Below are 12,188 nucleotides of genomic sequence, written 5' to 3' on the forward strand. Positions count from 1 at the left end.
CGACGCGAGCGGCCTCAATCCCACTCGCGCGGCCAGGTCTCTTCCAGATGCGGCCCAAGGCGCACGGCCCAGACCCGCCGGGCCAGCCCCGTCGCGTCGTCGGTCTCGACCGCGATGCCGCACAAGGTGCCCTCGCCGGTGGCCGCCTCAAGCCTTGAGCCCGGCGTCTTCTGAAGGAAGCGGCGCACCGGCTCGTCCTTCTGCATGCCGAGCACGGAATCGTAGTCGCCGCACATCCCCGCATCCGACAGGTAGGCGGTGCCGCCCGGCAGGATGCGGTGATCGGCGGTCGGCGCATGGGTGTGTGTGCCAACCACAAGGGTGGCGCGGCCGTCGAGGAAATGCCCCATGGCCTGCTTCTCGCTCGTGGCCTCGGCGTGCATGTCGACGATCACCGCATCCGCCGCCGCGCCGAGCGGGCAGGCGTCGAGTTCCCGGTCGGCCGCGGCGAAGGGGTCGTCGAGCGGGTCGAGGTAGATCCGGCCCATCACGTTGACGACGAGGACGCGCGCCCCGCGGGGCGTCTCGATCACGGTGGCACCCCGGCCCGGCGTGCCGGGCGGGTAGTTCGCCGGGCGGATCAGACGCGGCTGGCGAGCGATGAAGACGAGCGCCTCGCGCTGGTCGAACGAGTGGTTGCCGAGGGTCACCGCGTCGGCGCCGGCCTGAAGGATCTCGTCGCAGATCGATTCGGTGATGCCGAAACCGCCGGCCGCGTTCTCGCCGTTGATGACGACGCAATCGAGACGCCAGCGCTCACGCAGGCCCGGCAGACGTTCGGTGACGGCGTGGCGGCCGGGGCGTCCGACAATGTCGCCGAGGAAGAGGATGCGCATGCAGCATCGGCCCGAAAGGTGGTCGCCGGCGTCTCGAAAGAGCCGATGCGAGTCAAATGAAAGGTCTAGCTTTGCCGGAGCGGCACGGGACCGGTCTCGGTCACGAGATGGTCGAGCGGGCGGTCATGCGGCTCGGCCGGGACCCGCGCGATCTCCTGCACGGAGAAGGCGATGCCGACGGTCAGCACCGGCCCGTTCTTCGAGAGCCGCTCGATCGCCTGATCGTAATAGCCCGCGCCGTAGCCGATGCGCTGGCCCGCGCGGTCGAAGGCGGCGAGCGGCACGATCAGGGCGGTGGGGTCGAGCGGGGGAAGGTCGTCGCGGGGCTCGCTGAGGCCGAAGCCGCCGCTCACCAGTTCCTCGCCCGCGCGCCATTCGCGGAAGACGAGGCCTTGCTTGGTGACCTTCGGCAGCGCGACCCGCTGGCCGCGGGCGAACAGGCGCTCGATCAGCGGGCGCGGGTCGATCTCGGAGCGGATCGGCCAGAAGGCGCCGACCAGCGGCGCCTCGGCCAGCTCGGGAATGGACGCGATAGTCTCGGCGGCGCGCAGCGAGCCGGCCTTGCGGGCCTCGGGCGAGAGCGCGTCGCGGCGGCTGAGTGCCTCGGCGCGGAGGCTCGCCTTCAGGGAGCGTTCGGGAGAAGAGTGCGGAGCCACTTGAGCCGTTGGAGTGTCGATCCCGGGAAACCTACAGTGTAGGTGGGCGCCGTGTTGGCCAAGTCCACGGACGAGGCCAGTGACAGCTCCCTGGGGAGTCGATAAGGCCCCGGGGAAAGTTCTCCTGACGAACTCTGCAGCCCCGCCCGCCAGAGATAGACGTGCTCGCGTCCCGGCGCCAGGGGGCGATCGCGTCATGCCTCAGAAATTCGAAGCCAGCGCGACGATCCGACCGACGTTGGACGGGTCAACCGCCGCGCTCGGCCTCGCCCTTGCCGCTCGAAGAGCCGCCCGGCTGGCCCGACAGCGCCCGCGCCAGCCGGTCGATCCGCTCGGCGGCGATGCCCACACCGCTCGCGAGCCGCGCCTGATCGGCCGCGCCCTGGGCCGCGTGCTGCTCCAGGTCGGCGATGCGGCGGCGGGCTTCGAGCAGTTCGTCGGCCAGGGTCAGCGAGGCCATGACGTGCAGGCGCATGTCGCCGATCTCGCCGAAGGTGCCGCGCATCTCGGTGACACGGTCGTCGAAGCTCTTGGCCAAAGCCGCGAGATGGTCTTCCTCGCCGGGGCCGCAGGCCATCCGGTAGCTCTTGCCCGCGATGGTGACGTTGACGTGCGGCATCCGCGTTTGAACCTGACTCGAACTCAGCGCCCGGACGGGCCGGACAGCACGTCTTCCACCGTCTCGATGGCGCGATCGAGGCGGCGGTTGACCTCGCCGGTGGTGGAATTCATCCGGGCGAGCCGCGCGCCCGCCGCATCGAGTTCGGCAGCGAGCCGCACCCGGTCCTCCTCCAGCAGGGCGAACTCCGTCTCCCGGTCGCCGCGGCTGCGCTCGGCTTCGAGCTTGCGGGCCACCGCCGTCTCGAGCAGCGCCAGCGCCGTGTCGAGCCGGTTCAGCGCCTCTTCCAGCCCGACGCCGTCCTGCCTTCTGCCCTGCGCTGCCTTCGTATCCGCTCGCGCCATATCTACCCGTCGGTTGCCGTCCCATCGGAGTCGGCCACGAAACGCGTCCCGCGCCGCGACGGCCAGAACGCAAACGGCCGGCGGCGGAAGGACTTTCGCGGTACTCCGAACTCTCGCTGCGGACAGGTTTCAGCCAAGCGCATTCGAAATTCCAGACAATTCACAGGCTTGCCCCCGATCTTTGACAGCCTCGGGCGCCATGTTAGAGAGCCGGCGCCCGGCCCCGATCCCCCGGCGCGGGGCCGCCCTACGGATTCTCAAGACCGTGACTTTCTCCGGCTCCCCGATCAGACCGTCCGCCGACCGGACGTCTGCGGGCCGCCTCACGGTTCATCCCCCGTTCAGTCCCGCCCCGCTTGGAGCGGTCTCACCTTCATCGGGCACCGCGCGCGAAAGCCGCCGGCTGGCCCGACCGTTGTTCCATCGGCGCGCGGGTGCGCCCCATTTCGAAGGAGTCACGCCGTGACCGTCAAGGTTGCCATCAACGGGTTCGGGCGCATCGGCCGTAACGTGCTGCGCGCCATCGTCGAAGCCGGCCGCACCGATATCGAGGTCGTCGCGATCAACGATCTCGGCCCGGTCGAGACCAACGCCCACCTGCTGCGCTACGATTCCGTGCATGGCCGCTTCCCGGCCGAGGTCGCGGTCGAGGGTGACGACATCGTCATCAACGGCAAGCGCATCCGCGTCACCGCCGTGCGCAACCCGGCCGAGCTGCCGCACCGCGAGCTCGGCGTCGACGTCGCGCTGGAATGCACCGGCATCTTCACCTCGAAGGACAAGGCGAAGGCCCATCTCGACGCCGGCGCCAAGCGCGTGCTCGTCTCGGCGCCCGCCGACGGCGCCGACCTCACGGTCGTGTACGGCGTGAACCACGACAAGCTCACGGGCGAGCACCTCGTCGTGTCCAACGCCTCCTGCACCACGAACTGCCTTGCGCCGGTGGCACAGGTGCTGAACGACACGGTGGGGATCGAGCGCGGTTTCATGACCACGATCCACTCCTACACCAACGACCAGCCGTCGCTCGACCAGATGCACAAGGATCTCTATCGGGCCCGCGCCGCGGCGCTCTCGATGATCCCGACCTCGACCGGCGCGGCCAAGGCCGTCGGCCTCGTCCTGCCGGAGCTGAAGGGCAAGCTCGACGGCACCGCGATCCGCGTGCCGACCCCGAACGTCTCGGCGGTCGATCTCGTGTTCACGGCCAAGCGCGCGACCTCGGTCCAGGAAATCAACGACGCGATCAAGGCGGCCGCCGCCGGCCCGCTCAAGGGCGTGCTCGGCGTCACCGACCGGCCGAACGTGTCGATCGACTTCAACCACGATCCGCACTCGTCCACCTTCCACCTCGACCAGACCAAGGTCATGGACGGCACCTTCGTGCGCATCCTGTCCTGGTACGACAACGAGTGGGGCTTCTCGAACCGCATGGCCGATACCGCCGTGGCCATGGCCAAGCTGATCTGACGCGCTAGCTACGCCTGACGAGGGGCGGCCGGACGTTCGGGCCGGCCGCCCCCGATTGTCTTCGAGTTCCCATAGAGTCCCTCACGTAACTCCCGCTGACTGACCGCCTCTCGTCTGCCGTGACGGTGAAGCGGGCGTTTCGTGAGAGACACTCAGGCGAGCCCGGCTCGCCGAAGCTTCAAGGTGCGTACGCGATGACCGAGACCTCGCCGGCCAAGCCTTCCGGGACCGACTTCATCCCCGCTCCCGCTTCCTCCTCCGCGCCGCCCGCCGTGACGCCCGCAGTCGCGGCGGCGAGCACCGGCAAGGCCGCGCTGCCCGCCTCCGGCGCCGTCAACCACGCCGACCAGCTCGCCCGCATTGAGGACAAGACCGCGCGCATCGAGGACAAGTACGCCCGCTCCGAGGCGCTGCTCTCGCGCGTCGAGGAGAAGGTCGAGTCAGCCTCGACCCGCATGAACGATGCCGCCCGGCAGGTCGACCTCTCGTCGCTGCGCAGCGAGGTCCGCACCCTGTCCGACCGGGTCAGCCGCCTCCCCGGCACCGGCGCCCTCGTTCTCACCGCCATCATCACCGCCGTGCTCACCGTTGCGCTGATGGTTGCCGTGCAGCGGATGAACCTCGATCGAATGCTGCCGCACAGCCTCGGCGGCCAGAGCCAGACGACGCCCGCCAATCCTTCTGCCTCCAACCCGTAGAAATCAGACGCCGCCATGACGGATTTCCGCACCCTCGACGATGCCGGCCCGCTCCAGGGCAAGCGCGTGCTGCTGCGCGTCGATCTCAACGTGCCGATGGAGGGCGGACGCGTCACCGACGCGACCCGGATCGAGCGCGTCGTGCCGACGATCCGCGAGATCGCCGATGCGGGCGGGCGGGTGATCCTGCTGGCGCATTTCGGCCGCCCCAAGGGCAAGCCGGACCCGAAGGACTCGCTCAAGCCCATCCTCTCGACGTTGTCGGAGAAGCTCGGGCGGCCGTTGGCGTTCGGTGAGGATTGCGTCGGCGAGGCCGCTGCTTCAGCCGTCGCGGCGCTCAAGGACGGCGACGTGATCCTCCTCGAAAACACCCGCTACCACGCGGGCGAGGAGAAGAACGACCCCGACTTCGCCAAGGCGCTGGCTGCCAATGGCGACATCTACGTCAACGAGGCGTTCTCCGCCGCCCACCGCGCGCATGCCTCGACCGAAGCACTCGCCCGCCTGCTGCCGGCCTATGCCGGCCGCCTGATGCAGGCCGAACTCGATGCCCTGACCAAGGGTCTCGAGGCTCCGGCCCGCCCGGTCATCGCCATCGTCGGCGGCGCCAAGGTCTCGACCAAGATCGACCTGCTCGAAAATCTCGTCGCCAAGGTCGACATGCTGGTGATCGGCGGTGGCATGGCCAACACCTTCCTGCACGCGCAGGGCAAGGATGTCGGCAAGTCGCTTTGCGAGAAGGATCTCGCCGAGACCGCCAAGCGCATCCTGGCTGCGGCCAAGGAGAAGAACTGCACCATCATCCTGCCGGTCGATGCGCTGGTGGCCCGCGAGTTCAAGGCCAATGCCGAGAACGAGACCGTTCCGGTCGATGCCGTGCCCTCCGACGCGATGATCCTCGATGTCGGCGCCTCCTCGATCGCCACGATCGACGGCGCCATCGAGGAAGCCCGGACGCTGGTCTGGAACGGCCCGCTCGGCGCCTTCGAGCTGACGCCGTTCGACACCGGCACGGTCGCGGTCGCCCAGCATGCCGCCCGGCGTACGAAGGCGGGCCAGCTCGTCAGCGTGGCGGGCGGCGGCGACACGGTGGCGGCCCTCAACCATGCGGGCGTGGGCGAGGACTTCTCCTACGTCTCCACCGCGGGCGGCGCCTTCCTCGAATGGCTGGAGGGCAAGGAACTGCCCGGCGTCGAGGCGCTGCGCGCGCAGGGCTGAGGCCGGATCCGCCGCACCGCAACGCGGGCGGCGGTGGCGACAAACGCGCGCATTTTTCAGCGCCGGGCCGCAGGCTGGCGGCACCGGCTCACCTATATAGGCCGCAGCAAGGGACAGGCCCGGCTGAGGCCGCATCGCACGAGGATCGAACCATGGCACGCATCACCCTTCGGCAGCTCCTCGATCACGCCGCCGAGTACGGCTACGGCGTGCCCGCGTTCAACCTGAACAACATGGAGCAGGGGCTCGCCATCATGGCGGCGGCGGATGCCACCGACTCGCCGGTGATCCTCCAGGCAAGCCGGGGTGCCCGCGCCTATGCCAACGACGTGGTGCTGGCCAAGCTCATCGACGGCCTCGTCGAGATCTACCCGCACATCCCCGTCTGCATGCATCTCGACCACGGCAACAACGAAGCCACCTGCGCCACCGCGATCCAGTACGGCTTCACCTCGGTGATGATGGACGGTTCGCTCAAGGCCGATGGCAAGACCCCGGCGGACTACAATTACAACGTCGAGATCACCCGCAACGTCACCAAGATGGCCCACTGGGCCGGCGTCTCGGTCGAGGGCGAACTCGGCGTGCTCGGCTCGCTAGAGAGCGGCCAGGGCGAGGCCGAGGATGGCCACGGCGCGGAAGGCGTGCTCTCCCACGACCAGCTCCTGACCGATCCGGACGAGGCGGTGAAGTTCGTGACCGCCACCAAGGTCGATGCACTGGCGGTGGCCATGGGCACCAGCCACGGCGCCTACAAATTCACGCGCAAGCCCGACGGCGACGTGCTCGCCATGGGCGTGATCGAGGAGATCCACCGCCGCCTGCCGACGACCCACCTCGTCATGCACGGCTCCTCCTCGGTGCCGCAGGATCTTCAGGACGTCATCAACCAGTACGGCGGCGAGATGAAGCCGACCTGGGGCGTGCCGGTCGAAGAGATCCAGCGCGGCATCAAGCACGGCGTGCGCAAGATCAACATCGACACCGACAACCGCATGGCGATGACCGGCCAGATCCGTAAGGTGCTGACCGAAAACCCCTCCGAGTTCGATCCGCGCAAGTACCTGAAGCCCGCCATGGAGGCGATGACCAAGCTGTGCCGCCAGCGCTTCGAGGAGTTCAACACCGCCGGTCAGGGCTCGAAGATCCGCCCGATCTCGGTGGCCGAGATGGCGAAGCGCTACGCCAACGGCTCGCTCGACCCGAAGATCGACGCCTGATCCGTCATGGCTGAATCAGAGTCGGCCGCGCCCCGGCCCCGCCTCGCCCTCCTCACCCCCTACGGTCTCGGCGCGTCCGAGGCCGAGGCGACCGCGCGGGCGCTCGACGCCGCCTGCGCTGCGGGGGATGTCGCGGCGGTGATCCTGCGGCTGGCGGCGTCCGACGAGCGCAGCCTCGTCGCCCTCGTCAAGCGGCTGTCCCCCCCGGCGCAGGAGCGCGGCGCGGCGGTGCTCGTCTCCGTGCCCGGCTTTACCGGCGATATCGTCTCCGTTGCGGCCCGCGGCGGGGCCGATGGGGTGCATCTCGACCGCGCGGACGAAGAGGCGCTGCGCGATCTTCGCGGGCGCTTACGGGACGGGCGCATCCTCGGGACCGGCGGCGTGCTCGGCTCGCGCAACGCGGCGATGGTCGCGGGCGAGACCGGTGTCGATTACCTGATGGTCGGCGGCCTCTTCCCCGACGGCGTCGCCCCCGATGCCGAGGAGGTGCGCGAGCGCGCGGCGTGGTGGGCCGAGATCTTCGAGACGCCCTGCATCGCGGTGGCGACCTCCGCCGAGGATGTCGCGGCGCTCGTCCTGACCGGTTCCGAATTCGTCGGGCTGGAAGGCGCCCTGTGGCTCGACGATCCCGAAGGGGTCAGGGCCGCACAGGCGCAGCTCGACCGGGCACGATGATTTCTTCTGAAGACTGGACCGTGGCAGTGACCTTCAATGCCCTCTTCCCTCTGTGGGGGGAGGGAAGGGCGCGTGGGCGCAGGGGGAAGGCCGCACGCCGAGCCGGAACCCTGTCCCTCGCGGTCCTGAGCGCCTGCGCCGTCCTCGCGCTGGACATCGGCGCTCTGCACGCGGCCCCGAAGCAGCCCGCCCCGAAGGAGCCTGTCGGGCAGACGCCGGCCAAGCCGAACCTGTTCGACCTCAAGCGTGAGCTGCCCTCGCCCTACTCGGCCAACGTCCAGGGGGCGCAGCCCACGACGGCGAATCCGAATGCCGACGCGGCTTATGGCGCCTATCAGCGCGGTCGCTACGTCACCGCCTTCCGCGAGGCGACCAAGCGGATCGAGGCGAATCCGAAGGACGCCGCTGCGATGACGCTGCTCGGCGAACTCTACAACCAGGGACTCGGGGTCAAGCCGGACCCAAAACGCGCCCACGAATGGTACCGGCTGGCGGCGGTGCAGAACGATCCCAACGCCATGGCCTCCCTCGGCCTGATGGCGATGGACGGGCGCGGGCAACCCAAGGACGAGAAGGCCGGCCGAACCTGGCTCGAACAGGCGGCCCGCAAGGGACAGCCCAGCGCCTGCTACAATCTCGCTCTGATCCAGCTCGCGAGCGACAAGCCCGCGGATCTGGCCGCCGCCCTGGCCAATTTCCGGGCTGCGGCCGAGGCCGAGATCCCCGCCGCGCAATATGCGCTGGGCGTGCTCTACCTCCAGGGCAAGGGCGTCGCCAAGGACACGACCCAGGCGGCGCAATGGTTTCGCCGTGCCGCCGACAACGGCGATCTCGGCGCCGAGGTCGAGTTCGCGATCCGGCTGTTCAACGGCGACGGCGTTCCCAAGGACGAGACCCGCGCCGCCCGCTACTTCCTGCACGCGGCCCAGCGCGGCAACGCCATCGCCCAGAACCGGATCGCCAAGCTCTACGTCGCCGGCCGCGGCGTGCCCAAGAACCTGGTCGAGGCGGCGGCCTGGAACCTCACCGCAGCCTCGCAGGGCCGCGCCGATGCCGGCCTCGATCAAGCGACCGCCGGCCTCAACCCCGACGAGCGCAAGCGCGCCGAGGCGCTGGCGGCGGACCGGGTGAGCCTCGCGCCCTAAGGCATCGTCCTCGAGATCGGATCCGGAACGAGACTCCGAGCCGTCGCGCCGGCATCGCCCGAAAGCCGGCAAACACCGTTCGGAGCGATGCCCGCAGAAATTGTAGAACTGTCGGCGCGTTTGAAACGAAGAAGCTGGGCCGAGGGCTGGCGCATCCGGCGGCGCTTGCGCGAGGGTGCGACGGTCACGCTGCCCTATGCTCTCGGACAACCGCGTGACAGGAGCCCGAATGACGTCCAGCCTTCTTCGCCGTAAGCCCTTGCAACTGGAGCCCGGTGAAGAGCGTCGGCTGGCACGAGCGCTCGGCTGGCCGCATCTCATGGCCCTCGGTGTCGGCGCGATCGTCGGAACCGGCATCCTCACGCTCATCGGCGTCGGGGCAGCCAAGGCCGGGCCTGCGGTGATCCTGTCCTTCGCCATTGCCGGCGCGATCTGCGCCTGTGCGGCGCTCGCCTATGCCGAAATGGCGACGATGATCCCGGTCTCGGGCAGCGCCTACACCTACACCTATGTCGTGCTCGGCGAGATCCTCGCCTGGATCATCGGCTGGAGCCTGATCCTCGAATATTCGCTCGTCGTCAGCGCGGTGGCGGTCGGCTGGTCCGGCTACGCCGCGCCGCTGCTGGAAAACCTGTTCGGGTTCCCCAGGGCGCTGATGCAGGGGCCGGATGCGGGCGGGGTCGTCAACCTCCCCGCGGTCGCGATCATCGTCGTCGTCGCCGTGCTGCTCCTGCGCGGCACGCGGGAGAGCGCCACCGTCAATGCCGCGCTGGTGCTGGTGAAGATCGCCGCGCTGATCGTCTTCGTGGTCTTCGCGCTGCCCGCCTTCGACGCGGCCCATCTCGAACCGTTCAACCCGTTCGGCTTCGTGAAGAGCCTGGGCGCCGACGGGGTCGAGCGCGGCATCATGGCGGCGGCGGCGATCATCTTCTTCGCCTTCTACGGCTTCGACGCCATCGCCACCGCGGCGGAGGAGACGCGCAACCCAGGGCGCGACCTGATTATCGGCATCGTCGGATCGATGGCGGCCTGCGTCGTGATCTACGTCGCGGTCGCGGTCACCGCGGTGGGGGCCGTGTCCTACACGCGCTTTGCCGACAGTCCGGAGCCGCTGGCGCTGATCCTGCGCGAACTCGGCCGGCCGCTGGTGGCGCAGTATCTCGCGGCCTCGGCGGTGATCGCGTTGCCCACCGTCATCCTCGCCTTTTTCTACGGCCAGAGCCGGATCTTCTTCACCATGGCCCGCGACGGGATGCTGCCGCAGAGCCTGGCGAAACTCTCCTCCGCCGGAACGCCGGTTCGGATCACCCTCTTCACGGCGGCCGTGGTGACCGTGCTTGCCGGGCTCGTCCCACTCGGGGAACTCGCTGCACTCGCCAATGCCGGAACGCTGGCGGCGTTCATTGCGGTCGCGGCCTGCATGCTGGTGATGCGTGTCCGTGCACCGGATGCTCCCCGCACCTTCCGAGCACCGGCCCCGTGGCTCATCGGGGCGATCACGATTTTGGGCTGCGGCTATCTGTTCTTCAGCCTGCCCGCGAAGACCCAACTCTGGTTCGCCGTCTGGAACGTCCTCGGGTTGGTGTTCTACGCGCTTTATGGCCGGAAGAACGCTTCGGTCGCAGCCGCATAGCGGGGGCGGGTCAGGCGCGGTCGGCGAGGTCGCGCAGAACCGCCGGGATCATCTCCGGCAGATCCTCGGAGATCAGCCCCGGCCCGAAGCGCAGGCCCGCATCGCCGTGCAGCCACACGGCGGCGCAGGCGGCCTCGAACGGGTCTAGCCCCTGCGCCAGCAACCCGGCGACGAGGCCGCCGAGCACGTCGCCGGAGCCGGCGGTGCCGAGATGCGGCGTGCCGTGGTCGTTGATCGCCGCACGCCCATCCGGGGCAGCGATCACCGTGTCGGCGCCCTTCAGCACCACGACCGCCCCGGCGATCTCCGCCGCCCGCGCGGCCCGCTCGACCTTCGTCAGCCCCTCCGCCACGGCCTCCGTGCCGGAGAACAGCCGTGCAAATTCGCCCTCGTGCGGCGTCAGCACGGCCCGCGCCTCGCCGTCGCGGATGTGGCGGGCGAGGGTGCGCACCTCGCTGCGGAAGCTCGTGAGCGCGTCGGCGTCGAGCACCAGGGCGCGCCCGGCATTGGCCGCCACCGCGACGAGGTCGCAGGTCGCCGGGCCGGTCCCGAGGCCGGGGCCGAGCAGCAGCGCGTTCAGCCGCTCGTCGGCGAGCATGTCGTCGAGGTCGTCGGAATTCTCGCAAGGGCGCAGCATGATCGCGGTGAGCTGGGCGGCGTTCTCCGCCAGTGCCGAGGCGGGTGAAGCCATGGTGACGAGCCCCGCGCCGACCCGCAGCGCGCCGCGGGCGGCGAGCCGGGCCGCACCGGTGCGATAGGCGGGGCCCGACAACACCAGGGCATGGCCGCGGGTGTATTTGTGGCTGCCGGCGGTGAGCCGCGGCAGCGCCCACAGGCCGGGCGCGTTGCGATACAGCGCGCGGGTCTCCCCGGCGATCCCGGCGGCGAAAGCGGCCTCGCCCGTGCCGATATCGGCGACGTGCAGCGCGCCGCACTGGGTCCGGCCGGGCTGGAGCAGGTGGCCGGGCTTCGGCGCGACGAAGGTCACCGTCTCGGTCGCCTCCACCGCGAGCCCGCGCACCGCGCCGCTGTCGCCGTCGATGCCGCTCGGCACATCCACGGCCAGCACGGGGATGCCCGAGCGGTTCACCGCTTCCACGAGGGCGCGGGCTGCCCCTTCCAGATCGCGGCAGAGGCCGGCGCCGAACACGGCATCGATGATGAGGTCGGCCGCCGGAATCGCGGTCTCCACGGCACCCACCGGGCCGGTCCAGGCCTCGGCGGCGAGGGCGGCATCGCCCATGAGCGCGGCGCGCTCGCCGAGCAGACGCAGATCGACGTGGTAGCCGGCCTCATCCAGCAGGTGGGCGGCCACGAACCCGTCGCCGCCATTGTTGCCGGGGCCGCACAGCACGAGCACCCGGCCACGCTCCGGTGCCATGGCGCGGGCACGCATGGCGATGGCGGCGCCCGCCGCCTCCATCAGCGTCAGGCCCGGCGTACCACCGGCGATCGCGGCGGCATCAACCCGGCGCATCGCCTCAACGGTGAGCAGCCGATGCGAGGCTTGGGGGGATTTCACCGGCTCATGCATGCAACTGGCTCACCCTATGCCTTTAAATTCATCGTTTTTGGCGGAATTGCCTACATATTCCGCTTTGTTTGCATATTCCGTGCGCAACTTCCCGGTCCCGTCATCCAAATCGCCGTGGCGGTCACGCGGCGGCGATGGTA

General features: G+C 69.7%; 12 protein-coding genes and 1 other RNA gene. 7 read left to right on the top strand and 6 right to left on the bottom strand.

Going from position 1 to position 12,188, the window contains the following annotated elements:
* Positions 1-14: 14 nt before the first annotated feature.
* The 5 genes from OVA30_RS08100 to OVA30_RS08120 all read right to left on the bottom strand — a co-directional run bounded on the left by OVA30_RS08100 (position 15) and on the right by OVA30_RS08120 (position 2,455).
* Positions 15-836, bottom strand: coding sequence for a TIGR00282 family metallophosphoesterase (locus OVA30_RS08100; protein WP_268175139.1), 822 nt, complete (start codon positions 834-836; stop codon positions 15-17).
* A gap of 65 nt (positions 837-901) precedes the next feature.
* The gene (locus tag OVA30_RS08105; protein WP_268175140.1) at positions 902-1,492 is read right to left on the bottom strand and encodes a 5-formyltetrahydrofolate cyclo-ligase; all 591 of its coding nucleotides are present in this window, start codon (positions 1,490-1,492) and stop codon (positions 902-904) included.
* A non-coding RNA gene (gene ssrS, locus OVA30_RS08110) (6S RNA) lies at positions 1,482-1,638 on the bottom strand. The genes OVA30_RS08105 and ssrS overlap by 11 nt, the downstream gene beginning before the upstream one ends.
* 101 nt (positions 1,639-1,739) lie before the next feature.
* The gene (locus tag OVA30_RS08115; protein WP_268175141.1) at positions 1,740-2,111 is read right to left on the bottom strand and encodes a cell division protein ZapA; all 372 of its coding nucleotides are present in this window, start codon (positions 2,109-2,111) and stop codon (positions 1,740-1,742) included.
* Between the two features lie 23 nt (positions 2,112-2,134).
* Positions 2,135-2,455 carry a DUF4164 family protein gene (locus OVA30_RS08120; RefSeq protein WP_268175142.1) on the bottom strand — a complete coding sequence of 107 codons (321 nt, stop codon included), beginning with the start codon at positions 2,453-2,455 and terminating at the stop codon, positions 2,135-2,137.
* A gap of 462 nt (positions 2,456-2,917) precedes the next feature.
* Between OVA30_RS08120 and gap the strand changes: the two genes are divergently transcribed.
* From gap to OVA30_RS08155, 7 genes are all read left to right on the top strand, one after another.
* Positions 2,918-3,925, top strand: a complete 1,008-nt coding sequence (gene gap / locus OVA30_RS08125; RefSeq protein ID WP_268175143.1) for a type I glyceraldehyde-3-phosphate dehydrogenase — start codon at positions 2,918-2,920, stop codon at positions 3,923-3,925.
* A gap of 194 nt (positions 3,926-4,119) precedes the next feature.
* A complete protein-coding gene (locus OVA30_RS08130) occupies positions 4,120-4,623 on the top strand; it encodes a hypothetical protein (RefSeq protein WP_268175144.1) in 504 nt (167 codons plus the stop codon).
* A 15-nt stretch (positions 4,624-4,638) separates the two neighbouring features.
* Complete coding sequence (locus OVA30_RS08135) at positions 4,639-5,841, top strand: phosphoglycerate kinase (RefSeq protein ID WP_268175145.1); 1,203 nt, start codon at positions 4,639-4,641, stop codon at positions 5,839-5,841.
* A gap of 152 nt (positions 5,842-5,993) precedes the next feature.
* On the top strand, positions 5,994-7,061 hold the full coding sequence (gene fba / locus OVA30_RS08140; protein WP_268175146.1) for a class II fructose-bisphosphate aldolase: 1,068 nt from the start codon (positions 5,994-5,996) through the stop codon (positions 7,059-7,061).
* A gap of 6 nt (positions 7,062-7,067) precedes the next feature.
* Entirely contained in the window at positions 7,068-7,736 is a 669-nt protein-coding gene (locus OVA30_RS08145; RefSeq protein ID WP_268175147.1) for a thiamine phosphate synthase, read from the top strand.
* A complete protein-coding gene (locus OVA30_RS08150; RefSeq protein ID WP_268175148.1) occupies positions 7,733-8,881 on the top strand; it encodes a tetratricopeptide repeat protein in 1,149 nt (382 codons plus the stop codon). The genes OVA30_RS08145 and OVA30_RS08150 overlap by 4 nt, the downstream gene beginning before the upstream one ends.
* Positions 8,882-9,110: 229 nt before the next feature.
* Entirely contained in the window at positions 9,111-10,514 is a 1,404-nt protein-coding gene (locus OVA30_RS08155; RefSeq protein WP_268175149.1) for an amino acid permease, read from the top strand.
* Positions 10,515-10,524: 10 nt separating this feature from the next.
* Here the strand turns inward: OVA30_RS08155 and OVA30_RS08160 are convergent, their stop codons facing one another.
* Positions 10,525-12,048, bottom strand: a complete 1,524-nt coding sequence (locus OVA30_RS08160; protein ID WP_268175150.1) for an NAD(P)H-hydrate dehydratase — start codon at positions 12,046-12,048, stop codon at positions 10,525-10,527.
* Between the last annotated feature and the right edge of the window lie 140 nt (positions 12,049-12,188).

The sequence above is a fragment of the Methylorubrum sp. SL192 genome, assembly GCF_026672325.1.
Taxonomy (GTDB): Bacteria; Pseudomonadota; Alphaproteobacteria; order Rhizobiales; family Beijerinckiaceae; genus Methylobacterium; species Methylobacterium extorquens.